Genomic DNA, 26,488 nt, shown 5'->3' on the forward strand with positions numbered 1-26,488 from the left:
TAACAGGGGCTGCAGGGGCGCTATTGATCCAGATCAACAACCGGCGAGCGCTGGCCGGATGAGGCAGTGCTTAGCTGATCCAGATCAACAAATCAGCCTAGCGCGTGCCTGCCTCAGGATTTTTTCGGTTTGCCCTTGGGCTTTTTCTTGCCTTTAGGCAGCGGCAAAGCCTGCTCAAAGGCATCGCGCATTTCATTGAGTTTCTTGTCACGCAGGTCGTGGATGCGTTTGTCGCGCTCAGCCGCGAAATCAATCAGTTTGTCGTCTTTGCTCATGGGCTTGGCTTGATCAAACGAAAAGTCAGGTTCAGACGTGGCGCGCAGGGTCTGCGCGTCTTCGCCACTTGGTGTTGCCAATAATGCTGGGTTGGGCCGCGCATGACCAGCAGCGAACCATGCTGCAGCGGCAACGAGTGCTCGATGCGGCTCTGCCCTTTACGGCGCAGATCGAAGCGTCGGGTGCCTCCCAGGTTCAGCGAGGCGATCAGCGGATTAGCACCCAGCTCGGTTTCATCATCACTGTGCCAGCCCATGGAGTCCTGGCCATCCCGGTAATAGTTGAGCAATACACCATTCAGTGACTGCCCCACAGCGCGCTCCACCTGCGCGCGAATCTGCGCCAGTAGCGCTGTCCAAGGCAGCGGTTGGTGAGATAACCCTGAGTAGCGATAACTGGCCTCAGCATCGCCATACCAAGCCACCAAGCGCGGCACCGACAGTTGCCGCCCGTAAATCTGCACTTGCGGCTGCTGCCAGGGCGTTTGCGCGCTCAATTCGGCCAGCCAGTGATCGGCAGTCGCTATATCCAGCCACTGTGCATGTAGCTGCAAGTCAGCATCAGGCAACTGCAAAGGGCTGTCGGCAAATAGATCCACTGATAAATCACTCAAACTTCTACATCCACCCACAGCCCCTGCCGGGGCAACTCGCCCACCTCCGCTTCATCTGCCTCGGCCACTTCGCCTTCGGCCAATTCTTCCGGGGTGTAACCATGACGGCGCTGTCGGCGGCGCTGCTCTTCACGCAGCAGCATCTCGGCTTCCTGCGGGTGACGCTTGTCCAGGCTCACGCCACTTTCCTTGGAGCTTTCGGCTGTGGCAGTAACCGGCGGGATTTCCGGGCGTGGTTTGACCACGTCCTGCTGGACGGTTACCGGAACCAGGCTGTGAGGAATCGGCGGCAGCATTTATTAGCCCTCCTTTGGTCAGACTGTCGGCCAGCCAAGCCGCGACTTGAGCCTCGCCTCGCTACACTTTTGATCCATCTAAATACACAAAGTGCCCGATGCGCTGCAATGCGCCTTTGGCCACGGCCCGACGCTGCGTTAACATAGTCGGCTTTTTCACGCGGGAGACAAGCATGGCGCAGTATGAACCGGGGCAACGCTGGATCAGTGACAGCGAAGCGGAGCTGGGGCTGGGAACCGTTCTGATGCAGGACGGCCGTATGCTCACCGTGCTCTACCCGGCCACCGGCGAAACTCGCCAGTATGCCCTGCGCAATGCGCCGTTGACCCGTGTGCGCTTCTCGCCGGGCGATGAAATCACCCATTTCGAAGGCTGGAAGCTGACCGTACAGGAAGTCGACGACGTCGACGGCCTGCTGGTCTATCACGGCCTCAATGCACAGCACGAAAGCGTCACCCTGCCGGAAACCCAGCTGTCGAACTTTATCCAGTTCCGCCTGGCCAGTGATCGCCTGTTTGCCGGGCAGATTGACCCGCTGCCTTGGTTTGCCCTGCGCTACCACACCCTGGATTACACCAGCCGCCAGTTGCAATCCACGCTCTGGGGGCTTGGCGGCGTACGCGCGCAACCGATTGCCCACCAGCTGCACATTGCCCGCGAAGTTGCCGACCGCATCGCCCCGCGCGTATTGTTGGCAGACGAAGTGGGCCTGGGTAAAACCATCGAAGCCGGCCTGGTGATCCATCGTCAGCTGCTCTCCGGGCGCGCCAACCGCGTACTGATCCTGGTGCCGGAAAACCTCCAGCACCAGTGGCTGGTCGAAATGCGCCGACGCTTCAACCTGGATGTCGCGCTGTTTGATGAAGAGCGCTTTATCGAAAGCGACGCCAGCAATCCGTTCGAAGACTGCCAGCTTGCGCTGGTAGCGCTGGAATGGCTGTGCGAAGACGAAAAGGCCCAGGACGCGCTGTTTGCCGCCGGCTGGGACCTGCTGGTGGTCGACGAAGCGCACCACCTGGTTTGGCACCCGGAAAACGCCAGCGCCGAATATGCGCTGGTTGAGCAACTGGCCGAAGTCATCCCAGGCGTACTGCTGCTGACCGCGACCCCAGAGCAACTCGGCCAGGACAGCCACTTCGCCCGCCTGCGGCTGCTCGACCCGAACCGCTTTCACGACCTGGCCGCCTTCCGCGCCGAAAGCGAGCATTACAAGCCGATTGCCGAAGCCGTGCAGGAGCTGCTGGATAAAGGCAGCCTGTCCGCCGCGGCACACAAAACCATCCATGATTTCCTCGGCGACAGCGGCGAAGAGCTGCTGAACGCCGTCAACAACGGCGACAACGAAGCCTCGGCGCGCCTGGTGCGCGAACTGCTCGACCGCCATGGCACAGGCCGCCTGCTGTTCCGCAACACTCGCGCAGCGGTGCAAGGCTTCCCTGATCGCGAACTACACCCCTACCCGCTGGCCAGCCCAGACGAGTACATGGAGCTGCCCATCGGCGAGCACGCAGACCTCTACCCGGAAGTCAGCTACCAGGCGCAACCCGATGTCGACGAAGAACAGCGCTGGTGGAAGTTCGATCCGCGCGTTGAGTGGCTGATCGACACCCTGAAGATGCTCAAGAAGTTCAAGGTACTGGTGATCTGCGCTCACGCCGAAACCGCCATGGACCTGGAAGACGCGCTGCGCGTGCGCAAAGGCATCCCAGCTACCGTGTTCCACGAAGGCATGAGCATCCTTGAGCGTGACCGCGCAGCAGCCTACTTCGCCGATGAAGAGTTCGGCGCCCAGGTGCTGATTTGCTCGGAAATCGGCTCGGAAGGTCGCAACTTCCAGTTCGCCCACCACTTAGTACTGTTCGACCTGCCGGCCCACCCGGACCTGCTCGAACAGCGTATCGGCCGTCTCGACCGTATTGGTCAGAAGCACCGCATCCAGCTGCACGTGCCGTACCTGGAAAACAGCCCGCAAGAGCGCCTGTTCCAGTGGTATCACCAGGCGCTGAACGCCTTCCTCGCTACCTGCCCGACCGGCAACGCCCTGCAACACCAGTTCGGCAGCCGCCTGCTGCCAATGCTGGAAAGCGGCGACGATGGCGAATGGCAAGCGCTGGTCGACGAAGCCTGTGCCGAGCGCATTCGCCTAGAAGGCGAGCTGCACGCCGGTCGCGACCGCCTGCTGGAGCTCAACTCCGGCGGTGCTGGCGAAGGCGAGGCATTGGTTGAAGCGATTCTTGAGCAGGATGACCAGTTCGCCCTGCCGATCTATATGGAGCAGCTGTTCGACGCCTTTGGCATCGACAGCGAAGACCATTCCGACAACGCCCTGATCCTGCGCCCTAGCGAGAAGATGCTGGATGCCAGCTTCCCCCTGGGCGACGACGAAGGCGTGACCATCACCTATGACCGCGACTTGGCCCTGGCCCGTGAAGACATGCAGTTCCTCACCTGGGAACACCCCATGGTGCAAGGTGGCATGGACCTGGTGCGCTCCGGCTCGATGGGCAACACCGGCGTCGCGCTGATCAAGAACAAGGCGCTGAAACCTGGCACCGTCCTCCTTGAACTGCTCTACGTCAGTGAAGTGGTAGCCCCGCGCGCGCTGCAACTCGGTCGCTACCTGCCGCCGATCGCCCTGCGCTGCCTGCTCGATGCCAATGGCAATGACCTAGCCGCCAAGGTTTCGTTCGAGAAGCTCAATGAGCAGTTGGAAACCGTGCCGCGCGCCAGCGCCAACAAGTTCGTCCAGGCCCAGCGCGACAGCCTCAACCCGCTGATCAACGCCGGCGAAAGCAAGGTTGCACCACGCCATAGCGAGCGCGTCGACGAAGCCAAGCGCCGTCTGGCGGCCGAAACCGATGAAGAGCTGGCCCGCCTGATCGCCTTGCAAGCGGTCAACCCGAGCGTACGTGACAACGAGCTCAACGCCCTGCGCCAGCAGCGTGAGCAAGGCCTGGCCATGCTCGACAAGGCAGCGTTGCGACTTGAGGCCATCCGCGTACTGGTTGCTGGCTAAAAGGCTGCTGCGCGTCGGCCCTGCTGCGTTAAAAACAGGCTCTGCCGGGTCTACCTGAGTAACTGCCTGCGGGCTGCTAGAGTCAGAAGCAATACTTCTGTCACTCCAGCTCACAGGAGCTTTCTGTGCCTGCACGCGCCGCCTCGCACCGGTTTCGCCATAGCCTCGGCGGGCTCTGCCTGCTGGCGCTGCTTCTACTTCCCCTGCTGCATCTTTGGCCAGCGTTGAACGGGCTGAATAATGCCCACCTTGACTGGCTGATCCGCCAGCGCGCCGCCGAACAGACAGCCGACCCACGCCTGCTGCTCATCGATATCGACGACCTGAGTCTGCAAGTGCTGGCCGGTGAAGCCGGCAAATGGCCATGGCCGCGCTCGCTGCACGGCGAACTGCTGGAATACCTGCTCAGCCAACAGCCCAAGGCGGTGGCCTTCGACATCCTGTTCAGTGAGCCCGACCAGTTCAATCCGGACGCCGACAGCTACTTTGCCGAAGTGCTGCAGCGCAGCGCCAACACCTACCTCGCAGCCCTGGTTCAACAAGCCGATGAAAGCAGCCAGCTACCACTGCTGCGCAACTATCCTGCTTCCACCTGGCAAGCACCGGGCCAACGCGGCAGCGAGGATCAGCGCGGCTTGCTACTACTCCCCAACGCCGTCCCCAGCGAACTGTGGCGCCTGGGCAGTATCAATTTTCGCCCCGACAGTGACGGCATCGGCCGCCGCTATGAGCTGTACCGCAGCTTTGCCGATTGGCACTTGCCCAGCCTGCCTGCGCGCATCGTGCATGACCTGACCGGCAATTTGCCGCAGCAACAGAGCCTACTGCTGGACTGGCCCGGCACCAGCCGCCTGCCTTACCCACGCCTACCCTACGCCGCCGTGTTGGCGGCGGCGCGCAATCAGGGCGAGCCGCTGGCAGCCGAACTATTTAAAGACCGCATCATCGTTATCGGCACCACCGCCGCTGGCCTGCACGACCTGCGTCCCACCCCGCTGGACACCCTCTATCCGGCGCCATTTATCCTGATGACGGCCATCGACAACCTGCTCAACAACAGCCAGTTGCGTGAAGCGGACAGCTGGCTGGAGTTGCTCGGCCCGCTGCTGCTGTTACTCGGCCTGAGCACTCTGCTGCTACGCGAACAGCTACCGGCAGCCTTTGCTCTGTGCCTGTTAGGCAGCCTGGCAGTGTTTGCCGGCAGCTACTGGCTGGCCTTGCAGGGCCTGCTGCTCGGTGTACTACCGGGGCTGATTTGCCTGTGGCTGCTACTGGCCGCTGCGCTAGCGCTGCTCTACCTGCGTCGACGCCAGCAATTGCAGGACACCATTCGCCTGTTCAGCCGCTTTATGGACCCTGTAGTAGTCAACCAACTGGTGGCCCGCGATGACCCGGAAGCCTTGCTGGCGAGCAAGGAGTGCCAGCTGACCGTGCTGTTTTCCGATATCCGCAGCTTTACCACCCTCTCCGAGCAGCACACACCGAGCGAAATCGTGCACCTGCTCGAGGGCTATTTCAGCAGTCAGGTGGAGGTGCTGTTCAAACACCAGGCGACCCTCGACAAGTTTATCGGCGACGCCATCATGGCCTTCTGGGGCGCGCCGCTGGATAACCCTCAGCAGGCCAACCAAGCCATCCTCGCCGCCATGGAAATGCTGGAAAACCTCGACACCTTTCGCCGCGACTACAACTGCCCGGATTTCGACATCGGTATCGGCCTGCACACGGGACCAGCGGTCGTCGGCTTGGTCGGCGCAAAGCAGCGCTATGACTACACTGCAATAGGCGACACGGTGAACCTAGCCAGCCGCATCGAAGGGCTGACCAAGGGCCGCGCCCACCTGCTGATTTCTGCCGCCACCCGTGAGGCTTGCACGCTCGATCTGGACTTCGTACCCCAAGGCGAACACCAGGTAAAAGGCCGCGCCGAAGCCGTAATGCTCTACGAACCGCGAAGGAGACATGATGAATAAAAGCCTCTGCAGTGCCCTTGCGGCGCTGATATTCAGCTTCTACGGCTTCTCGGTACTGGCTGAGGTACGCCAGGCGCATACCCTGCAGGACAGCGCACTGCACGCCGAGCCCAGCGCCTCGGCGGCCAGTGTTGGCCAGGTCGGCAAAGAGTCCCAAGTAGTAGTCCTGGAACGCCAGGGCGGTTGGTATCAGGTGGAGACTTCCAGCGGTCAGCGCGGCTGGCTGCCACTGCTCAGGCTACGCTTTGCCAAGGATGCGCAAGCCAGCCGCAGCAATAATCTGGGCAGCCTGCTCAAGCTCGGCAATCAGGCCTCCCCCGCAAGCGGCGTAGCCACCGGGATTCGTGGCATCAGCGACGAAGAATTGCGCAGCGGCAGTGCCAACACCTCGGCCAGCGTGCAGAGCCTGGATGCTTTCGCCGCCAGCCCGAGTGAGGCGCGCAGCTTCGCCCAGCAAGGCGGTCTGCGCAGCCAAAACCTGCCCTACGCCCGCTAACACGCCGCGAGGAGAGCGTCATGCAAACAGCCACATTACTCAAGTGCGTCAGCCTGCTCGGCCTGATTGTTAGCCTCAGCGCCTGCCAGGGTTTAGAAGGCATGCAGATTCAAGGCGTCGATCTGGGCAAACTGGCCAGCGCTGGCCAGCACCTGACCAACATGGGCCAGAAAAGCGTCGATGAAGAGCGGGTGATCGGGCAGAACACCGCCACCATCCTGCTGAGCAAAGCTGCAGTGCTGAACAATCCGCCGCTGCAGGCCTACGTCAACCGCGTCGGCCTATGGGTCGCCCAGCATAGCGAGCGCCCCGACCTGCCCTGGCGCTTCGTCGTGCTCGACAGCCCGCAGGTGGCCGCCTACGCCGCACCCGGCGGTTACGTGTTTATCACCAGCGGCATGCTCACCCGGATGAACAGCGAAGCCGAACTGGCCGGCGTACTCGCCCATGAAGTGGCGCATGTGGTGCAACAGCATCACCTCAAGGCGATTCAACAGCAAGCACAAACCGGCCTGCTCACCGACCTCGCCACCCTTGCGGTACAAGCAGGAGCGGCCAGCAAAGGCGGCAGCCAGGCGGGCGAATTGACCGATCGTTTTAGCCGCAGCGTTAGCGACCTCTACAGCCGCGGCCTGGACCGTGGCGATGAGTATGAAGCCGACGCCATGGGCGCAGTAATCGCCACCCGTGCCGGCTATGACGCCTACGGCCTGGCAGGCGTGCTACAGACATTGGGCACCACCCGGCAGAACGATGCGGCGCTAACCAGTTTTCTCAAGGTGCACCCAGGCATCGACGACCGCCTGCAACGCCTGCAGCCGGTCTATCTGTATATCGACAAGAACGCCAGTGGCCCGAGCCAAGGCCTAGATGCCCGCTATCAGCAGGCACTTAGAAGCAAGTGATAGCGGCAGACAGCCATTTCAAAGCCTGTTTTGGATCTCGCGAGCTAAAGCGAGCCTGTTTTTAACGCAGTATCGCCGACGCGCAGCAGATCCAAGGCAGGTTCTCAGTGGGTGTGGGGATGTTCGCGGGTACAGGACGGCTCGTAATCACACACATGATGGCTGAACGGTGACGTGGTGTGCGAACCCGGCGCCCCCGTCACCTGGAAGCAGCGGCTGGCAATAAACAGCTGCACCAGCTCGGCATCGAGTAAACCGCTTTGCGCCTCACTCTTGAGGATATCCAGCGCACGCTCTAGTGGCATCGCCGGCTTGTAGGGGCGATCAGCCGCCGTCAAGGCATCGTAGATATCGCAGATGGTCATGATCCGCGAAGCGCAGGGAATCGCATCGCCAATCAAGCCTTTGGGGTAACCGCTGCCATCGAGTTTCTCATGGTGCGCGCCAGCGATATGCGGTACGCCCTGTAGATCGGGGGTCCAGGGAATCAGGCTGAGAAACTGCTGGGTATGCACTACATGCCGCTCGATTTCTTCGCGCTCAGCCAGGGTCAGGCTGCCCTTGCGCACCGCCAGAGCACTGAACTCGCCCTCGCTAAGCAGGCTGACTAGGCAATTGCCGGGCGCCTTGACCAACTCGCCCTGCACCTCCTGCAAGTGCTGGAAATCCCCCTCACTGAGCATGCTCGGCTCGTTGGCCTGAATGATGTTGCTCAGGTAGCGTTCCAGGCGCTCGCACTCATAGGCCAGCTCGGCCTCCAATTGCAGGCGCCGCTCATCGCTCAAACCGCCCTGATGGCGGTAGGCATGCAGCATCTTGCGCAGGGTCTGGTTGTGCAGATTTTCTTGAGCCAGGGCCACGCGATAACGTAGGTTTTCCAGCACCGGCTCAGGCAATTTCTTGGCTTTGACCAACACGTGCTCGCGCACGCCTACCTTACCAAAGTCATGCAACAAGGCCGCGTAGCGCAGCTCGCGTAAGCCATCGACGCTCAGCGCCTGCTCGCGCAACCGGGCTTCCGGAGCATGGGGCAACTGGTTGGCTAGGGTCAGGCACAGCTCGGCCACGCGGAAAGAATGGCCACTGGTGGTGGGATCGCGCTGTTCAATGGCAAACACCGAGGCCTGAACAAAGCCGTCGAAAAGCCGACTGATGTCATCCAGCAACTGGCGATTCTCAATGGCCACCGCCGCCTGACTGGCCAGCGCACGCAGTGATACAGCGGTTTCTTCGTCGAAGGCAATCAGCTCCGGCTCAAGCTGCTCGCTGCCTTTGCGCTGGCGATTGATAAATTCCAGCACACCGACCACTTCATGGCGATGGTTGCGCATGGGGATCGCCAGGATCGACATGGTGCGATAGCCCATCTGCAGGTCAAAGGAGCGGTTGAAGCGATACGGCGCATCGGCAGCAATCGCGTACACGTCCTCAATATTCAACTCGGTGCTGGTCAGCGCCACATAGCCGGCAATCGAGGCCTTGCTCAGCGGCATGCGCTGGTCCTGAAAGCTGTTCTGGCTGAGCGTGCCATTCTGCGTCAGCTTGAAGATCAGCTGCGCCGGCGCATCCGGGCGGCGGCTGACCAAAAACAGCGAGGCAGCATCGCTGTTGGACAAACGCCGCCCCTCGATCAGGATCTTTTCCAGCAGACGGTCAAGGTCACGCTCGGCCGATAGCGCCAGGCCCACGTCCACCAACTTGCTCAGGTCATCATGCTTGCCCGCCAGGGCGGCAGCCAGTTGTTCGGTCTGATGACGCAGGCTGTACTGCTCACCGGCAAAACGCAGCAGCGCCGCCAGTTCCTCGACACTGGCGTGGGGCGGCAAGGGTAAGACGCCAGGCTGGTCCATGCAGCCCACCAAAATCGCGCCACAATCCAGCCAGTCAGCCAACGGCCTGAGCGCCAGCAGCCGCTCATCAAGCAGCACCAGCGCCAGCTCATCCGGCAATGGGACAGACGCATCAATCGGCTGAAAGCTCAGCGGGCACTGGGCCAGGAAGTCGTGCAAGGGGTGTTCGCCAAGCGCATTGCTGTGGCCCAGCACAAGGCGGGTAGTGCCCATGATGGTTGTCCTCAGTCGCAGTTGCGTAGAGCAGTGCGACTGAGTATTGCACAGGATTTAGCGGCTGCCCGGCCGTCCGGCAGCGCCCGATAAGCCAATTAGCTGGCGGGTTGCAACTGCATGCCCTGCTGCATCTTGGCGGCATCGACGACGAAACAGCGCGAGGCTTGCAGCAGCGCGACCATGGTCAAAAACAAGGCCACGGGAATCAGGTACATGGCATTGTGCAGGCCGACAGCTTTGAAGGTCTCGTTCATTTCACTGGCCCCGGCGGCAAGCATCGCCGCATGGGAATAGTGATCCGACAGCATACCCACCGCCAATGGGCCAAGGCCGCCGCCGAGCAGGTAGAGGCCGGCGAAGAACAGTGCCATGGCCGTGGCGCGCAGGCGTGGCTCGATCACATCCTGAATCGCGGTGTAGACGCAGGTATAGAAGTTGTAGGCAAACAGCCAGCCAATGCTGAACAGCGCCACGAACACGGCGATTTCGACCCGTCCAGCCATCAGGGCATAGCCCGTGGCCACGGAGGCAATCAACATGCTCAGTGCGGCAAACAGCAAGCGGCCGCTCTGCCAGCGCTGGTGAATCTTGTCCGCCAGCCAACCGCCCAAGGTCAGGCCGACCAGACCAGTCAACCCGACGATTACCCCGGTGGCCATCGCCGCCTGCTCCAACGGCATCAGGAAGTAGCGTTGCAGCATCGGCACCATGAACGAGTTACAGGCATAGGTGGCGAAGTTGAAGGCCAGGCCGGCCAGCATCAACCACCAGAAGGTGCGAATCGCCAGCACCTTGCGCAGGGGTTTCTCCACCGGCGTGGTGCGCGACTGCACCAGCTCGGCCGCGCCGCGCTTGGGCTCTTTGATAAAGAACATAAACAGCGCCAGGATTACCCCCGGCACCGCCGCAATAAAGAACGGCGCACGCCAGCTGTCGAAGGCCTTGACCATTGCACCAATGGTGAAGAACGCCAGCAGCAAGCCAATCGGTAGGCCCAGCATAAAGATGCCCATCGCCCGCGCACGTTTGTGCGCAGGAAACAGATCGCCAATCAGCGAATTGGCCGCCGGCGCATAGCTGGCCTCGCCAATGCCGACGCCCATGCGAATCAGCAGGAAGCTCCAGAAGTTCCAAGCCAGGCCATTGACCGCAGTCAGCCCGCTCCAGACTGCCAGCCCCCAGCCCATGATCTTGCGACGTGCACCGGTATCGGCCATACGCCCCAGCGGAATGCCAGCAATCGCATAGACGATGGTGAACGCGGTGCCAATCAAGCCCAGCTGCAGGTCGCTGAGGTCCCATTCCATGCGGATCGGTTCGATGATGATCGCCGGGATGGTGCGGTCAAAGAAGTTGAAAAGATTGGCGAGAAAAAGCAGGAACAAAATGCGCCAGGCATTCGTCGCTTGCAGGGACTGCTGCTGCATGGGATCCATCTCTATTTGTTGTTATCAAAGCAGGTCGGTGGCACTTGGCCAGCCGCCGCATCCAGCATGTGCAGGCGCAATCTAGAGCCTTGCGTCTATGCTGTCTGTGACTATTTGTTGTGTGTATGCCGGGTAATGGGCGCTTGGGCAAGCACCCAGGTCACAAAGCGCATCGGAAAAACTCCGGATATGCCTCAGTAAAACCGGGTGAAACAGCGAGATTTTTCATTTTTCATGCTACAAACAAGCTTGTTGAGTGACATGTGGCCATTTGCCTCTCCACCCTCGTTAGCCGCCGGACTGTCTCTAAATGAAAACAAAAAAAGACGCTGTGACCACCCCCGCGACCGAAGCCACACTGGCTGACCTGGCTGATACCCTACTCGCCCCGCTCGAGCGCCCCTCCCCGCTAAAGCCCCCCATGCGGCTGGATAGCAGCGGCGAGCAGTACATGTATTTCACCGAGCGCGACATTGATCGCATCCTCGACAACCTCGACGGCCTGCGCAGCCTGGTGTTCCCCCCAGCCCCGCAGGATGACGACAGCGAGCGACGGGTGCAGCACTTCCCCTCTGTTTGCCTGATCGGCCTTGGCCGCTGCGGCTCGAACATCGCTCTGGATGTCGCATCCCTGGTCTACAACGCCCGGCAGTTCTACCTGAGCGAATTCAACAACGAAGAAAAGGCCGTGGCCGAGCAGGATTTCCGCCCCACCCGCTGGATTCGCAGCAACCTGCTGCGCGCGCCGAGCAAAGACAGCAAACCGGTATTCCTGATCGAGCCACTAGTGATGCTTGGCGATCTGGATAAGGACATCGAGGGCCGCATCCGCTTCTCGCGCAAGGGCGAAACCAGCGGCTTCCTCAGCGACTACAGCAAGATGAAGATCATGGACCTCTCCGAGGTGCATGCCGGTGGTGCCGGTAACGCGCCGATCCTCGGCCAATACCTGGCCAAGATCATCCTCAACAAGGACACCCAGCGTTTCACCAATGAAGACTGGAAGTTTATTCACAGCTACCTGATCGACTCCTGCGGCATCAAAGCCAACCAGTCGCGCCTGTACTTCTATATTTTCAGCGCTGGCGGCGGCACCGGATCGGGCATGGCTTCGGAGTTCGGCCTGGCCCAGCAATTCGCCTACATGAGCAAGACCTTCGATACCAAGAACTTCGACGAAAGCCCGGAAAACCGCGATCACAGCTTCGTCTTCGAGCCGATCTTCACCAGCGGCATCTGCATCCTGCCGAACATCTCCGACCAGCGCAGCGAGATGTCCGAGGCCCTGCATATCAACGCCGGCCGCCTGCTGTGCAAGTACCTCGCCGAGGAGTGGGACTTTTCCTACAATTTCGACAATGAAGAGAACAGCGAAGAAAGCGTGATGCGCCGCATCCGCCCATGGAACGCCATGATGCTGATCTCCAACGACATCATGCGTTACGCCGAAGAAAGCGATGACGGCAATATCCAGAACATCGACGTCAACGCCATGGAGCGTCACGCCAACCAGTACATCTCGCAGCAGATCTTCAACATACTCACCGCCCAGGCAGTGACTACCGACTACGACCAGAACTACTTCCGCCGCGCCGGCATCGACATTGGCGAAACCATCCGCCTGGACGCCAACGACCTGTTTATGAGCTTGGCCGGCCCGGTGGCCGTGGCCTACGCCGAATCAGTGGTGCCGGAACAGAGCGCTGCCGCGCTGGACAAGTTCCGCGTGCTGGACAAGGAGCCGTCGCGACTGAATATCGATGATCTGTTCTTCCGCTCCATCGACTTGCCGCACTTCAACAAGGTGACCCAGGCCATCGAAGGCATCAGCCTGTTGCCCATCGAGTCCAAGCGTTACCGCGAAGCGCTGGATGAGTACAAGAAGTCCGACTACAACGCCGCCAAACTCAGCGACCTGCATTTCTTCAAGAACTGCTCCTCGGTGGTGTCGATTGTCTCGCTGCCGAAAGACTACAAGCTGTCCTATATGGACCTGAACCGGCTCAAGACCCACCTCAACAGCCTGTTCCCCAACACCACGCTGAAGCGCTATGCGCTGGTGATCGGCGCCTCGGCCAACCTGTCGCTGACCACCCTGATAGCCAAGAGCCCGTGCCTGTCGGATGACTTCCTGACGCTGATTGTGGCCTTTATCAAGCGTTGCTTCGCCCGCGACCCGCACCGCTTCGATGAAAGCCTGGACAACGCCATTCTCGAGTTCATCATGAGCGACGAGTTTGACGAAGTACGGGTCGACGCCATGCTCAACGAGTTTGAGAACCCGGCGAAGATCCTCGACACCAACTGGTACGCGATCAAGCCGATGTACGAGAAGAAGTACCGCGAGCTGATCCACGATCAGGACAAGTTCGTCTCGATCAACGACATCCGCCTGTCACGCGACAGCGTGAAAAAGGCGATCAAGTACCTGCGCGAGATCTACCGCCACCGCATCGGCAAGACCCGGGTTATCTCGCTCAACAAGTACAATGAGGACAAACCCGAGTAAGCCACTGCCGCCTGCAACCCGAGCAGTCGGGTTGCAGGCGGACGCCTCAGGTCGCTCGCCACTCACTCAACCAACCCAGGCTGGCCTGGGTGCCCGCCGCTCCCGGCCAATACTCGGCCGCCAGCCAGCCCTGATACCCACCATCACGCAAAGCCTTGAGCAACGGCGCGAACTGCAATTCCCCACTGCCCGGAGCACCGCGCCCCGGGTAATCGGCAAACTGCACATGGCCAATACGCCCGGCCAACAAAGTGATACCGGCCTGTATATCCAGCACCTGCCGCGCCATATGGTAGAGGTCGTACTGCACAGCCAGATTGGGATGAGCCACGGCTTTGAGCAGCGCATCCAATTGTTCCGGGGTATTGATCAGAAAGTCCGGCATATCCAGCGGGTTGATCGCCTCCACCACCACACCAATACCCAATAACTGAAAGGCTTCGGCGGTCTTGTGCAGGTTGTCGACTAAGCAAGCCAGCGCCTGTTCAGGCTCAACACCTTCGGCTTGGCGTCCAGGCAGTACGTTGACCAGCGCCGGCCGCACCATCGCGGCGTAGCTCAAGGCCTGCTGCAACGCGGCATCAAACTCAGTCTGTCGCGCGGGCACAGCGGCCAAACCTGGTCCGCCGCTCATCAGGTCACCGGCGGGCAGGTTGATCAGGCGCAGCGGCATGTCGGCAGCCTGTAACGCCTCTTTCAGGCGAACGGCCGGCAGTTCATAGGGAAACTGAATTTCCACGCCATCAAAGCCCGCAGCGGCGGCGGCCACTACTCGCTCGATCAGCGGCAGTTCGGTAAACAGCAGCGACAGGTTGGCTGCGATCTTCATGGCTGTGACCCTTGATGCTGTGGCTTCCGGTACATCTGCACCAGGGTGGCCGGATCATGCTCAAGATTGCCCTGGCTGCCGTGCTGGCGCATCAACTGCGCGGCCAGACCACTGAGTGGCGTGGCCGAGCCGACTTGTTGCGACAACTTGACCGCCGTATCGAGATCCTTGAGCAGGGTGCGCACATGCCATTTGACCGGCTCAAACTGACTCTCGGCCATCTGCGGCGCGAGAATCTGCAGCGGTTTGGAATCGGCAAAGCCGCCGGCCAACGCCGGAGCGATCAGGCTGGCATCGACCCCGGCCTGCTCGGCCAGGGCGACCACTTCGGCAATCACCAAGGCGTTACAGGCGACGATCATCTGATTGCACACCTTAGTCACCTGGCCGGCGCCGACATCGCCCATGCGCGTCAGGCGTTGCCCCAGGTGCGCGAGGATCGGCCGCACCCGCTCGATGTCCTCAACCCGGCCACCGGCCATGATCGCCAACGTGCCGTTGGCCGCACCTGGTGTGCCGCCGGAAACCGGCGCATCGACCCAGTGCATGCCACATCGAGCCTGCAACTCAGCAGCCATCTCACGGGTGGCCGCTGGCTCCAGGCTGGAAAAATCCACCAGCAGTTGTCCGGGCTTGGCCGTTTCCACAATGCCGCCGGGGCCGAATACCACCTCGCGCACCACCTCAGTGTTGGCCAGGCAAAGCATCACGATATCGGCCTGAGCACAAAGCTGCGCCGGGCTCGCCATAACCTGCGCGCCTAGCGCCTGCAGCGGCGCGCACTTATCGAAGGAACGGTTCCACACGCTCAGCGGATAGCCGGCGGCCAACAAGCGCTGGGTCATAGGCAGCCCCATCAGGCCAACACCAGCAAATGCCAAAGTAGGAAGGGAGGTGGACATAGGCAGACTCCGACTCATTGATGGCCGCCATCTTAACCGAACGGCGCCAGAGCCTGCCCCGCCTTGCCGGCGCCCAAATAAAAGGCCTACAGGCCGTCTTTTTCCAGGTGATCAAGATTGACCGGTTCGCCGCTATGCGCACCGAGCTTGGCGCGAATATCTTCGAACATGAGGTCGTATTCGGCGTGGCTGCGCATGATCAGGCTGCTGTTGGTAGGTAGCCCATGCTTGTGGGCCAGGCGTGTGGCCACGCTGGCGAAGTTGTAGGCAGTGTCGCGGTGCAGCTCGAAGACTTCCTCAAACGCCTTGCCATCCACCTGACCCTGCATACGCATATGCAACATCGGGCCTTCGGCCGGGTCCTGACGTACTTCGTAATGGAGGTCGACGCTGAACAGCGGTTCCTCGGCCGAGGCCAAAGTATTAGCGCGATGCAAATGTCCGGGTTCAAACATGCTGGCAGCTCCTGCAATCAGTCCGTGGTGCTGCCAGCATAGTTACTCAGGATGACCCAAGGTGCACGCGCCAGATCAGTGCAGCGGCGCGCGCTCACTGCGTTCCTGCGCCAGCACCCAGGGCGCCACTACCACCGCCCACAGCTCTGGATCGCGGTTTAGCAGGTCTTCGGCGCGGCTGTCGTCAGCCTTGCTCAAGGTACCTGCTGCCAGCCAGGCGGCGACTTTATCCTTATCATTCTGCGCCACGGCCTGCGCCACCTCGATCAGATCTTGAGTGCCGTCGACCAGCAGCAAGGCGCCACGGGCGAAGAAAGGTTGCAGCTCCTGCCAGGTAATAGCTGCAGTTTCACCAAGCAGCTTGGCATAGAGGGTGCTAGGTTGTTCTGTCATGGATTGCCCTGTCATAGATGGCCGCTTTTTTAATCGGCCGCCATGATAGCGTCGACCAGCCCGCTGGCAAATTCGCAACACTGTTCGCGACGTTGCCAGCAGCGATCAAGACACGCCGTTTTTCTATACGTTTATTGCATTAAAGCGACACCCCAGGGTTTTGCCCCCAGCAAGCCGCTTTTCAAGCCGCAAAGCCGCGCTCTACACTGCACCGGTACAGTTGCCGGGGGGATGGCCGGGGAAACAACCCGGTTCTGCAGCTTTGGCCGCCAGAACTACAACAATCAAAACCAATAAGAGTGGAGCACTATGAACAAGGCTACTAAGCAGATTTCCAAACTGTTTGCCGCCATGGCCATGGCTGGCGTTGCCAGCTACTCGGTAGCGGCTGACACCATCAAAATTGGCCTGGCAGGCCCAGTCACCGGCGCCGTCGCGCAATACGGTGAAATGCAGTTCATCGGTGCCAAAATGGCTATCGAGCAGATCAACAAGGCCGGCGGGGTGAACGGCGCAATGCTCGAAGGCGTGGTGTATGACGATGCCTGCGATCCGAAACAAGCGGTTGCTGTTGCCAACAAGATCGTCAACGACGAAGTTAAATTCGTGGTTGGCCACCTCTGCTCCAGCTCCACTCAGCCAGCGTCCGACATTTACGAAGACGAAGGCATCCTGATGGTCACTGCGGCTTCCACCAGCCCGGACATCACCGCTCGTGGCTACGAGCTGGTATTCCGCACCATCGGTCTGGACAGCCTGCAAGGCCCAACCGCCGGTAACTTCATCGCTGACCACGTCAAGCCGAAAGCTGTTGCCGTGATCCACGACAAGCAGCAGTACGGTGAAGGCATCGCTACCGCGGTCAAGCAGACCCTGGAAAGCAAAGGCACCAAGGTTGTTCTGTTCGAAGGCATCAACGCCGGCGACAAGGACTTCTCCGCAATGATCGCCAAGCTCAAGCAAGCCGGAGTGGACTTCATCTACTACGGTGGCTACCACCCAGAGCTGGGCCTGCTGCTGCGTCAGTCGGCTGAGAAAGGTCTGAGCGCCAAGTTCATGGGCCCTGAAGGCGTAGGCAACAAGGAAATCTCGGCCATTGCTGGCCCGGCTTCCGAAGGCCTGCTGGTGACCCTGCCGAAGTCGTTCGACCAGGATCCACGCAACCAGGCGCTGGTTGATGCATTCAAAGCCAAAAATGAAGACTCCAGCGGCCCATTCGTGTTCCCGGCTTACGCCGCGGTACAAGTCATCGCTGAAGGCATCACCAAGGCTGGCGGTACCGATACCGCTAAAGTGGCCGCAGCCCTGCGCGCCAACAGCTTCGACACCCCGACTGGCAGCCTGTCCTTCGACGAGAAGGGCGATCTGAAAGACTTCAGCTTCGTGGTTTACGAATGGCACCAGGACGGTACCAAAACCGAAGCCAAGTAAGCTCTTCGCCTGAACCCAAAACCCACTGCTTCGGCAGTGGGTTTTGTTTATTAGAAGAATTCCGGTTGCATGCTGCGCCATAAGCGCTGCCTTGCGTGACAACCCAGGAGTTAGGCAATGCCTGATCTTTATCACTACCTGCAACAGCTGGTTAACGGTCTGACCGTTGGCAGCACCTATGCCTTGATCGCCATCGGCTACACCATGGTTTACGGCATTATCGGCATGATCAACTTCGCCCACGGCGAGGTTTACATGATTGGCTCGTACGTAGCCTTCATCGTGGTCGCCGGCCTGGCCATGTACGGCCTGGACAGTTTACCCATCGTGATGATTGCGGCCTTTGCCGCCAGCATCATTGTCGCCAGTGCCTATGGCTACAGCATCGAACGAGTCGCCTACCGCCCGCTGCGCGGCGGCAACCGTCTGATCCCACTGATTTCCGCCATCGGCATGTCGATCTTCCTGCAAAACCAGGTACTGCTGGCACAGGACTCCAAAGACAAGTCGATTCCCAACCTGCTACCGGGCAACTTCGTGTTTGGCGAAAGCACCATGAATGGCGTGGTGATTTCCTATATGCAGGTGCTGATTTTCGTCGTCACCTTCTTTGTCATGGTCGGCCTGACGCTGTTTATCTCTCGCTCACGCCTGGGCCGCGCCTGCCGCGCCTGTGCTGAAGACCTGAAAATGGCCAACCTACTGGGCATCAACACCAACAACATCATTGCCCTGACCTTCGTTATCGGCGCCTCTCTGGCGGCCGTAGCGGCCGTGCTGCTGGGCATGCAATACGGTGTGATCAACCCGCACCTGGGCTTCCTCGCCGGGATCAAGGCTTTCACCGCTGCAGTTCTGGGCGGTATCGGCAGTATCCCCGGAGCAGTGCTTGGCGGCCTGTTGTTAGGCGTGGCCGAAGCCTTTGGCGCCGATATCTTCGGCGACCAATATAAGGATGTGGTGGCGTTCAGCCTGCTGGTACTGGTGTTGCTGTTCCGCCCGACGGGCATTCTCGGCCGTCCGGAGGTTGAAAAAGTATGAACACCTCCATCACTAAAAATCTCAAGACTGCGATCTTCAGCGCCCTGCTAGTGCTCGCCGTGGCCTACCCGGTTATCGGCCTGAAGCTCTCTACTGTCGGCATCAAGCTCGAAGTGCAAGGCGCCAGCCCGGCCGTTCTGTGGACGATTTTCGGCTGTTCGATTGCCATGTTCTTCTGGCAACTGTTCCGTAACCACCTGAGCGCCGCCTGGAGCCATGCGCCCAAGCTGCCAAGCATGCCGGGCAAAGCCAGCGAGTTCCTCACCCTGCCTTCGACCCAGCGCTGGATCGTTCTCGGCCTGATCGTCGTTGCTCTGGCATGGCCGTTCTTCGGCTCGCGCGGTGCGGTGGATATCGCCACACTGATCCTGATCTACGTGATGCTCGGCCTCGGCCTAAACATCGTGGTCGGCCTGGCCGGCCTGCTCGATCTGGGCTACGTGGCTTTCTACGCCGTGGGCGCCTACAGCTACGCGCTGCTGTCGTTCTACTTCGGCCTGAGCTTCTGGATCTGCCTGCCGATTGCCGGCCTGATGGCGGCGTCCTTCGGCTTTATCCTGGGCTTCCCGGTGCTGCGTCTGCGCGGCGATTACCTGGCCATCGTCACCCTGGGTTTTGGCGAGATCATCCGCATCATGCTGAACAACATGACCTGGCTGACCGGTGGCCCCAACGGCATCGGCTCGATTCCCAAGCCAACGTTGTTCGGCCTGTCGTTCGACCGCAAGGCCGCCGAAGGCATGCAGACCTTCCACGAATACTTCGGGGTGGCCTACAACTCGATCAACAAGGTGATCTTCCTTTACCTGATTGCTCTGCTGCTGGTGTTGCTGACCCTGTTCGTGATCAACCGCCTGCTGCGCATGCCAATCGGCCGTGCGTGGGAAGCCCTGCGTGAAGACGAAATCGCCTGCCGCGCCCTGGGCATGAACCCAACCGCGATCAAGCTCTCAGCTTTCACCATCGGCGCCTGCTTCGCCGGTTTCGCCGGTAGCTTCTTTGCCGCGCGCCAAGGCTTGGTCAGCCCGCAGTCCTTCACCTTTATCGAGTCGGCGATCATCCTCGCCATCGTCGTTTTGGGCGGCATGGGCTCGCAGCTCGGCATTATCCTGGCGGCCATCGTGATGATTCTGCTGCCGGAACTGGCACGCGAATTCAACGAATACCGCATGCTGATGTTCGGCGCCCTGATGGTATTGATGATGATCTGGCGTCCGCAGGGTCTGCTGCCCATGCAACGCCCGCACCTGGAGCTGAAGCAATGAGCCGCCCGATCCTAGAAGTAAGCGGCCTGTCCATGCGCTTTGGCGGCCTGCTGGCCGTCAACGGGGTCAGCCTGCAGGTTAACGAAAAACAAGTGGTATCAATGATCGGCCCGAACGGTGCCGGCAAGACCACCGTATTCAACTGCCTGACCGGTTTCTACCAGCCTACCAGCGGTAATATTCGCCTCAATGGTGAACAGATCGAAGGCCTGCCCGGCCACAAGATCGCTCGCAAAGGCGTGGTGCGCACGTTCCAGAACGTACGTCTGTTCAAGGACATGACGGCGGTCGAGAACCTGCTGGTGGCCCAACATCGCCACCTCAACACCAACTACCTGGCGGGCCTGCTGAAGACTCCCGCGTTTCGCAAAAGCGAACGTGAAGCCATGGAGTTCGCTGCGTACTGGCTAGACCAGGTCAACCTGACCGAGTTTGCCAACCGCACAGCCGGCACCTTGGCCTACGGTCAGCAGCGTCGCCTGGAAATCGCCCGTTGCATGATGACCCGCCCGAGCATTCTGATGCTCGACGAGCCAGCCGCAGGCCTCAACCCACGGGAAACCGACGATCTCAAGGCGCTGATCCGTGTGCTGCGCGATGAGCACAATGTCACCGTGTTGCTGATTGAGCACGACATGAAGCTGGTCATGAGCATTTCCGACCACATCTATGTGATCAACCAGGGCACGCCCCTGGCGGACGGTACGCCGGAGCAGATCCGCGCCAACCCGGACGTGATCAAAGCCTACCTGGGGGAAGCGTGATGCTGTATTTCGAGAACGTTTCCACCTTCTACGGGAAGATCCAGGCGCTACATGACGTCAACGTCGAAGTCCGTCAGGGTGAGATCGTCACCTTGATCGGTGCCAACGGCGCCGGCAAGTCGACGCTGCTGATGACCCTCTGCGGTTCGCCCCAGGCGAGCAGCGGCAGCATCCGCTACCAGGGTGAAGAGCTGATCGGCCAAGAAACTCCGAACATCATGCGCAAGAGCATTGCCGTGGTACCGGAAGGCCGTCGGGTGTTCTCCCGCCTGACCGTGGAAGAAAACCTGGTGATGGGCGGTTTCTTCGGCAGCAAGGCCGACAATCAGGAGCAACTGGATAAGGTCCTGCACCTGTTCCCGCGCTTGAAGGAACGCTTTGCCCAGCGCGCCGGCACCATGTCCGGCGGTGAGCAGCAGATGCTCGCCATCGGCCGTGCGCTGATGAGCAAGCCCAAGCTGCTGCTGCTCGACGAGCCGTCGCTGGGTCTGGCACCGATCATCATCCAGCAGATCTTCGACATCATCGAACAGCTACGCAAGGACGGTGTAACGGTGTTCCTGGTCGAGCAGAATGCCAACCAGGCACTCAAACTGGCCGACCGCGGCTATGTGCTGGAGAACGGCCGGATCGTTATGCAGGGCAGCGGGCACGACCTGCTGAACGATCCTAAGGTGCGTGACGCCTACCTCGGCGGCTAGGCATCCTAGGTGAGGAAAACCGCTCTTCGGAGCGGTTTTTTTATGCACTTGGCAAAGCTGCACTCGATGGGTTGTCACCCATCCTACGACCGTAATCCTGAGCTCGCTTCCGACAGACGCTTTTATCGCAGCCGTTCGCCCGATGTTCCGCGCACGAGGGGCCTGTCCGGTTACAATGGCGGCCCTTTTTTTGCCGATGACTGCTTTTATGACCGAACCCATTCGCCTGTCCAAACGCCTGATCGAAGTGATTGGCTGTTCACGCCGCGAGGCCGAACTCTATATCGAAGGCGGCTGGGTTACGGTGGATGGTGTGGTAGTCGAAGAGCCGCAGTTCAAGGTCGCCGATCAGCGCGTGGAACTGCTGCCAAACGCCCTGCTGGCTCCGGTCGAGCCGGTCACCCTGCTGCTCAATGTGCCCAATGGTCACAACGCGGAACGCGCAGCGGAAGGCATCAGCTCAACCAGCCACTGGCCGGAAGACGGCTCGGGCATTCGTCCGCTGAAAGGTCATTTCGCCCGACTTATTTCCTGCACTCCCCTGCAAGCTGGCGCCGATGGCTTGCACGTGTTGACCCAGGACTGGCGCATCGAGCGTAAGCTCAAGGAAGACCTGAGCAAACTGGAGCAGGAGTATGTGGTCGAAGTCGTCGGCACCTTGAGCGCCAGCCAGCTCAAACGCCTGGCTCACGGTCTAACCTTCAACGGTGTGGCCCTGCCCCCCTGCAAGGTCAGCTGGCAGAACGAAACCCGCCTGCGCTTTGCATTGAAAAACCCGCTACCTGGGCAGATCGTGTTTATGTGCAACAGTGTCGACCTCAAGGTGCTGGGCATGAAGCGCATCCGCATCGGTGGCGTGCCGATGGCCAAGGTCCCTGCGGGCCAGTGGCGCTATCTGGCAGGCAAAGAACGCTTCTAACTATTTTTTCAGCGGCTGCTCTCAGGCATCCGCCCTCTTCAGGATCTATCAATGCTTAACAACGACGTACTGCGCAGCCTGCGCTACACCCTCGACATCAGCGACGCGCATATGGTCAAAATCATCCAGCTCAGCGGCAAGCAGGTCGAACTCGACGACCTCGCAGCAATGCTGAAGAAGGACGACGAAGAAGGCTATACGCCTTGCGACGACGAGCTAATGGCGCATTTTCTCGACGGCCTGGTGTACTTCAAGCGCGGCAAAGACGAAAGCCGCCCGGCCCAGCCGTTAGAACTGCCGATCACCAACAACATGGTGCTGAAGAAACTGCGCGTGGCCTTCGAGCTGAAGGAAGACGACATGCACACAATCATGCAGAGCGTCGACTGCCCGGTATCCAAACCCGAAATGAGCGCGCTGTTCCGCAAATTCGGCCACAGCAACTACCGCACCTGCGGCGATCAGTTTTTGCGCAACTTCCTCAAGGGCCTGACTCTGCGCGTTCGCGGCTAAGACTGCGCCGCCTCGCTGCCACGCCTGCCAGCATGGCAGCGTATTTCCACCGGCAATAGTGCCTGCCGCGCAGCGGGCAGACGATTAGGGTAGTGGCATTCATCCCAACAAGGATCTGCCATGCACCCTTACTTCTCCCTGCAAGGCCGCACTGCCCTGGTTACCGGCGGCACCCGCGGTATCGGCAAGATGATTGCCAAAGCCTTTGTTGAAGCCGGCGCCACGGTGTACGTCTGCGCCCGTGACGGCGAAGCCTGCGCGCAAACCGCTGCCGAACTGTCAGCCTTTGGTACATGCCACGGCCTCGCCGCCAACCTGGCCAGCGAAGAAGGCGTGCAGGTGCTTGCAGAGCAATTGGCCGGCAAGATCGACAGCCTGGATATTCTGGTCAACAACGCCGGCACCACCTGGGGCGCACCGTTGGAAAGTTACCCGGCCAAGGGCTGGGAAAAGGTCATGCAGCTCAACGTGACCTCGGTGTTCAGCTGCATCCAGCAGTTGCTGCCGCTGCTGCGCAAGGCCGGCAGTGCGGCTAGCCCTGCACGGGTGATCAATATCGGCTCGGTTGCCGGCATCACTTCCCACGGCGAAGACGCTTACGCCTACGGCCCGAGCAAGGCGGCGCTGCATCAGCTGTCGCGCATGCTCGCTCGCGAGCTGGTCGGTCAACATATCAACGTCAACGTGATTGCGCCGGGGCGCTTCCCGAGCAAGATGACCCAGTTCATCGCCCAGGACGAACACGCCATGGCCGAAGACTGCGCACTGATCCCAATGCAGCGCTGGGGCCGTGAAGAAGAAATGGCCGCCCTGGCGATCAGCCTGGCGAGCACCGCCGGGGCCTATATGACCGGCGCGATCATCCCCATCGACGGCGGTTTTCACCTCTAGTCAGGTACTATGGCGGCGTTTTCATTCGATCACGCCGCCATGCCCTACTCCGTTTCACCCATCGGTTTTGTCCGCTCCTGCTTCAAGGAGAAGTTCGCCATTCCCCGTCAGCCGCAACTGGCCCCGGCGGCCCGTGGCATATTGGAGCTGGTCGCGCCCTTCGATAACGGCGATGCCGTGCAGGGGCTGGAGCAGGTCAGCCATGTCTGGCTGCTGTTTCTGTTTCACCAGGCGCTGGAAGACAAACCGCGTCTCAAGGTGCGTCCGCCGCGCCTGGGCGGTAATCAGTCGGTCGGCGTATTCAGCACTCGCGCCACCCACCGACCCAATGGCATCGGCCAGTCGGTGGTCAAACTGGATAAAGTCGAAGCCGGCAAGCTGTGGCTGTCTGGTATCGACCTGCTCGACGGCACCCCGGTGCTGGATATCAAACCCTACGTGCCCTATGCCGACAGCGTTGTCGGTGCCTATAACCGCATCGCCGACAGTGCACCGGCATTGATCGAAGTCAGCTGGCAGAACAGCGCACTGATCCAGGCCCACGAGCACGGGCAGCGCCTGAGTGAACCTCTGGTTGAGTTGATCGAGCAATGCCTGGCCCAGGACCCGCGCCCGGCCTACCAGCAACCCAGCCCTGAACGCCGCTATGGCGTACGCTTCTGGGATGTCGACGTACATTGGCATTACCCGCAGCCTGGCAGCATCTGCGTGCTGGAAGTTGTGCCCGCTAACTGATCTAGTTCGCGCCACTTCGTTCGCGCGGATAGGCTGACTAGCTATTTTGTCTTATATTTACCAGATAAATGTATACAAAATAGGATGCTCACCATGCTCGAACGCCCTGGTCGCCTCAATGGCTTGCGCCATATCGCCCTGCTGGTCCACAACCTGGAAGCCTGCGAACGCTTCTACGTGGACATTCTCGGCATGCAGGTACTGCACCGCGCCAATCCAGACTTGGTCTACCTGACCTGCGGCAACGACAACCTGTCGCTGGGCCGCGCCAGTGTGCCCAGCAGTGGCGAGCAGGCGGTGGACCATTACGGGTTTATCGTCGACAGCATCGATGAGCTGCACGCCTGGTACGCCTACTTCAAGGCTCAGGGCGTGACTTTGCTCGACCGACCCTTTGCCCATGGTGACGGTGCGCACAGCTTCCATCTGCTCGACCCCGCCGGCAACAAGGTGCAGCCGATCTACCATCCGGCCGTTTCCGGGCAGCGCTTCAGTAGCGCGCAATAACCGGCAGTACGCCGTCCCCGCAGCGTTCTACACTGAGCAGACGTCCATCAGCAGCGCTCGGCGGAGTTCTGCAGGCGGCAAACAGGCGTTCACTGTAGGGCGCCTTGCGGGTATGGTGGGTGCAAGGGCCATACTGCCAAATCGCCAGTAAGCGGCCCGATGAGCCGTCATCAACATCAACACACTGTGAACGTATGAAAGCCAGCACCTACGCACCGAGCGAAAACCTTGTCGATCTGCTGCTCGACGCCATCTGTGTGGTCGACAAACGCGGGCGCTTCGTTTTTGTCAGCGCCGCCTGCCAGCGCATTTTCGGTTACGGCGCAGACGAGATGATTGGCCAGGTGATGATCGACATGGTGCATCCTGAAGACCGCGCCAAAACCCTACAGGCCGCTAAGGAAGTGATGTCCGGTGCACACAAACCGCACTTCGAGAACCGCTACCTGCGCAAGGATGGCAGCACCGTACACATTCTCTGGTCCGCACGCTGGTCTGAAGACGACGAGGTGCGTATCGCCGTCGCCCATGACATCACCGAGCGCAAGCGAAGCGAAGCCCTGCAGAACGCGCTGTACGGCATCTCCGAAGCTGCCCATTCAGCCAAGGACCTGCTCGGGCTGTTTCAGCAGGTACACCAGATCGTTGGCGAACTGTTGCCGACCATCAGTTTCTCCGTGGCGCTGTACGATGAGCAGAACGACGAACTGAGTTTCCCCTACCCCGCCGAACAACCGCCCGCAACAGCTGCTGATACAGCACTGAACGCCACCACCTTAAGTGCGCAGGTGATTCGGAGCGGCAACACCCTGCTGCTACCCAACGCCTGCCAAACGCAGACCGACGCGTCACACAGCTGGCTGGGTGTACCGCTGCGCTCACATCGCGGGATCATTGGCGCGCTCCTGGTGAGCAGCGCATCCACCCGCTACAGCGAGCGCGAGCAGGAGTTGCTGCAATTTGTCTCGACCCAGGTAGCCACAGCCATTGAGCGACAGCAGATGCTTAGCCGCCTGCAGTTTATGGCGCAGTACGATCAGCTCACCCAGCTGCCCAACCGCGAACTGCTGCGCGACCGCCTGCACACGGCGTTGGCCCGCGCGCGCCGCGAAAAATCGCAGGTGGCACTGCTGTTTCTCGATCTGGACAAGTTCAAGCAGGTCAACGACAGCCTCGGCCATGCAGCAGGCGATCAACTGCTGCAAGGCGTCGCCCAGCGTATCCAGCTGTGCCTGCGCGAGGCCGATACGGTGGCGCGCTTTGCCGGCGACGAATTCGTCGTGCTGCTGGAGGACTTTCACTCAGCCGACCACGCCAGCGTGGTGGCCGAGAAAATCCGCCAGAGCCTCAATCATCCCTTCGAGCTGTGCGGGCAGAGCCAGACCATCCTGCCGAGCATTGGCATCGCCCTATATCCGCAGCACGCCCAGGATGAACAACAACTGCTGCACCACGCCGACAACGCCATGTACCGGGCCAAACAGAAAGGCGGCAACCGCGCGCACAGCGCCCTTGAACTTGAATAAGCGCGCATAAAAAAGCCCGCCAATTGGCGGGCTTTTTA

At 60.5% G+C, this 26,488-nt stretch carries 25 protein-coding genes; 16 read left to right on the forward strand and 9 right to left on the reverse strand.

Going from position 1 to position 26,488, the window contains the following annotated elements:
- Positions 1 to 113: 113 nt before the first annotated feature.
- The 3 genes from ACIGEK_RS16720 to ACIGEK_RS16730 are packed head-to-tail and all read right to left on the reverse strand — an operon-like array spanning position 114 to position 1,185.
- On the reverse strand, positions 114 to 275 hold the full coding sequence (locus ACIGEK_RS16720; protein ID WP_176414062.1) for a hypothetical protein: 162 nt from the start codon (positions 273 to 275) through the stop codon (positions 114 to 116).
- Positions 272 to 874, reverse strand: a complete 603-nt coding sequence (locus tag ACIGEK_RS16725; RefSeq protein ID WP_397494637.1) for an alpha-ketoglutarate-dependent dioxygenase AlkB family protein — start codon at positions 872 to 874, stop codon at positions 272 to 274. The genes ACIGEK_RS16720 and ACIGEK_RS16725 overlap by 4 nt, the downstream gene beginning before the upstream one ends.
- Before the next feature lie 11 nt (positions 875 to 885).
- Entirely contained in the window at positions 886 to 1,185 is a 300-nt protein-coding gene (locus ACIGEK_RS16730; RefSeq protein ID WP_397494409.1) for an aspartate-semialdehyde dehydrogenase, read from the reverse strand.
- Positions 1,186 to 1,358: 173 nt separating this feature from the next.
- Between ACIGEK_RS16730 and rapA the strand changes: the two genes are divergently transcribed.
- The 4 genes from rapA to ACIGEK_RS16750 all read left to right on the forward strand — a co-directional run bounded on the left by rapA (position 1,359) and on the right by ACIGEK_RS16750 (position 7,576).
- On the forward strand, positions 1,359 to 4,202 hold the full coding sequence (rapA, locus tag ACIGEK_RS16735; RefSeq protein WP_397494410.1) for an RNA polymerase-associated protein RapA: 2,844 nt from the start codon (positions 1,359 to 1,361) through the stop codon (positions 4,200 to 4,202).
- 125 nt (positions 4,203 to 4,327) lie between these two features.
- Complete coding sequence (locus ACIGEK_RS16740; protein WP_397494411.1) at positions 4,328 to 6,175, forward strand: CHASE2 domain-containing protein; 1,848 nt, start codon at positions 4,328 to 4,330, stop codon at positions 6,173 to 6,175.
- Positions 6,168 to 6,671, forward strand: a complete 504-nt coding sequence (locus tag ACIGEK_RS16745; protein WP_397494412.1) for an SH3 domain-containing protein — start codon at positions 6,168 to 6,170, stop codon at positions 6,669 to 6,671. Before ACIGEK_RS16740 ends, ACIGEK_RS16745 begins: the two co-directional genes overlap by 8 nt.
- 20 nt (positions 6,672 to 6,691) lie before the next feature.
- Entirely contained in the window at positions 6,692 to 7,576 is an 885-nt protein-coding gene (locus tag ACIGEK_RS16750; RefSeq protein ID WP_397494413.1) for a M48 family metalloprotease, read from the forward strand.
- Positions 7,577 to 7,680: 104 nt separating this feature from the next.
- Here ACIGEK_RS16750 and ACIGEK_RS16755 read toward each other — a convergent pair whose 3' ends face one another.
- Both ACIGEK_RS16755 and ACIGEK_RS16760 read right to left on the reverse strand, forming a co-directional pair.
- The gene (locus ACIGEK_RS16755; RefSeq protein WP_397494414.1) at positions 7,681 to 9,639 is read right to left on the reverse strand and encodes an HD domain-containing phosphohydrolase; all 1,959 of its coding nucleotides are present in this window, start codon (positions 9,637 to 9,639) and stop codon (positions 7,681 to 7,683) included.
- Between the two features lie 98 nt (positions 9,640 to 9,737).
- Positions 9,738 to 11,069: a spinster family MFS transporter gene (locus tag ACIGEK_RS16760; protein WP_397494415.1), complete on the reverse strand. Its 1,332-nt coding sequence runs from the start codon at positions 11,067 to 11,069 to the stop codon at positions 9,738 to 9,740.
- Positions 11,070 to 11,379: 310 nt separating this feature from the next.
- On the opposite strand from ACIGEK_RS16760, the gene ACIGEK_RS16765 reads away from it, so the two are divergent.
- On the forward strand, positions 11,380 to 13,578 hold the full coding sequence (locus ACIGEK_RS16765; protein ID WP_397494416.1) for a hypothetical protein: 2,199 nt from the start codon (positions 11,380 to 11,382) through the stop codon (positions 13,576 to 13,578).
- A gap of 46 nt (positions 13,579 to 13,624) precedes the next feature.
- On the opposite strand, the gene ACIGEK_RS16770 is transcribed toward ACIGEK_RS16765, so the two are convergent.
- The 4 genes from ACIGEK_RS16770 to ACIGEK_RS16785 form a co-directional block, all read right to left on the reverse strand.
- Positions 13,625 to 14,407, reverse strand: a complete 783-nt coding sequence (locus tag ACIGEK_RS16770) for a hydroxypyruvate isomerase family protein (RefSeq protein ID WP_397494417.1) — start codon at positions 14,405 to 14,407, stop codon at positions 13,625 to 13,627.
- Positions 14,404 to 15,309: an NAD(P)-dependent oxidoreductase gene (locus ACIGEK_RS16775; RefSeq protein WP_397494418.1), complete on the reverse strand. Its 906-nt coding sequence runs from the start codon at positions 15,307 to 15,309 to the stop codon at positions 14,404 to 14,406. Before ACIGEK_RS16775 ends, ACIGEK_RS16770 begins: the two co-directional genes overlap by 4 nt.
- Positions 15,310 to 15,395: 86 nt before the next feature.
- Entirely contained in the window at positions 15,396 to 15,764 is a 369-nt protein-coding gene (locus tag ACIGEK_RS16780; protein WP_397494419.1) for a DUF5064 family protein, read from the reverse strand.
- Between the two features lie 75 nt (positions 15,765 to 15,839).
- The gene (locus ACIGEK_RS16785; protein ID WP_397494420.1) at positions 15,840 to 16,157 is read right to left on the reverse strand and encodes a DUF2288 domain-containing protein; all 318 of its coding nucleotides are present in this window, start codon (positions 16,155 to 16,157) and stop codon (positions 15,840 to 15,842) included.
- 309 nt (positions 16,158 to 16,466) lie between these two features.
- On the opposite strand from ACIGEK_RS16785, the gene ACIGEK_RS16790 reads away from it, so the two are divergent.
- From ACIGEK_RS16790 to ACIGEK_RS16840, 11 genes are all read left to right on the forward strand, one after another.
- On the forward strand, positions 16,467 to 17,588 hold the full coding sequence (locus ACIGEK_RS16790; RefSeq protein WP_397494421.1) for a branched-chain amino acid ABC transporter substrate-binding protein: 1,122 nt from the start codon (positions 16,467 to 16,469) through the stop codon (positions 17,586 to 17,588).
- A gap of 117 nt (positions 17,589 to 17,705) precedes the next feature.
- Entirely contained in the window at positions 17,706 to 18,629 is a 924-nt protein-coding gene (livH, locus tag ACIGEK_RS16795; protein ID WP_397494422.1) for a high-affinity branched-chain amino acid ABC transporter permease LivH, read from the forward strand.
- A complete protein-coding gene (locus ACIGEK_RS16800; RefSeq protein ID WP_397494423.1) occupies positions 18,626 to 19,894 on the forward strand; it encodes a high-affinity branched-chain amino acid ABC transporter permease LivM in 1,269 nt (422 codons plus the stop codon). The genes livH and ACIGEK_RS16800 overlap by 4 nt, the downstream gene beginning before the upstream one ends.
- Entirely contained in the window at positions 19,891 to 20,658 is a 768-nt protein-coding gene (livG, locus tag ACIGEK_RS16805; protein WP_397494424.1) for a high-affinity branched-chain amino acid ABC transporter ATP-binding protein LivG, read from the forward strand. Before ACIGEK_RS16800 ends, livG begins: the two co-directional genes overlap by 4 nt.
- The gene (locus ACIGEK_RS16810) at positions 20,658 to 21,359 is read left to right on the forward strand and encodes an ABC transporter ATP-binding protein (protein WP_397494425.1); all 702 of its coding nucleotides are present in this window, start codon (positions 20,658 to 20,660) and stop codon (positions 21,357 to 21,359) included. Before livG ends, ACIGEK_RS16810 begins: the two co-directional genes overlap by 1 nt.
- A 208-nt stretch (positions 21,360 to 21,567) precedes the next feature.
- On the forward strand, positions 21,568 to 22,278 hold the full coding sequence (locus ACIGEK_RS16815) for an rRNA pseudouridine synthase (RefSeq protein ID WP_397494426.1): 711 nt from the start codon (positions 21,568 to 21,570) through the stop codon (positions 22,276 to 22,278).
- 51 nt (positions 22,279 to 22,329) lie between these two features.
- Positions 22,330 to 22,791, forward strand: coding sequence for a DUF1456 family protein (locus tag ACIGEK_RS16820; RefSeq protein ID WP_397494427.1), 462 nt, complete (start codon positions 22,330 to 22,332; stop codon positions 22,789 to 22,791).
- 120 nt (positions 22,792 to 22,911) lie between these two features.
- Positions 22,912 to 23,682: an SDR family oxidoreductase gene (locus tag ACIGEK_RS16825; RefSeq protein WP_397494428.1), complete on the forward strand. Its 771-nt coding sequence runs from the start codon at positions 22,912 to 22,914 to the stop codon at positions 23,680 to 23,682.
- 39 nt (positions 23,683 to 23,721) lie between these two features.
- Positions 23,722 to 24,417 (forward strand): tRNA (N6-threonylcarbamoyladenosine(37)-N6)-methyltransferase TrmO, encoded by a 696-nt coding sequence (tsaA, locus tag ACIGEK_RS16830; RefSeq protein WP_397494429.1) that lies wholly within the window; start codon positions 23,722 to 23,724, stop codon positions 24,415 to 24,417.
- 93 nt (positions 24,418 to 24,510) lie between these two features.
- Entirely contained in the window at positions 24,511 to 24,924 is a 414-nt protein-coding gene (locus ACIGEK_RS16835; RefSeq protein WP_397494430.1) for a VOC family protein, read from the forward strand.
- A gap of 194 nt (positions 24,925 to 25,118) precedes the next feature.
- Positions 25,119 to 26,450: a diguanylate cyclase domain-containing protein gene (locus ACIGEK_RS16840; protein ID WP_397494431.1), complete on the forward strand. Its 1,332-nt coding sequence runs from the start codon at positions 25,119 to 25,121 to the stop codon at positions 26,448 to 26,450.
- Positions 26,451 to 26,488 lie beyond the last annotated feature (38 nt).

Source organism: Pseudomonas sp. NPDC079086, assembly GCF_044542155.1.
GTDB lineage: Bacteria > Pseudomonadota > Gammaproteobacteria > Pseudomonadales > Pseudomonadaceae > Aquipseudomonas.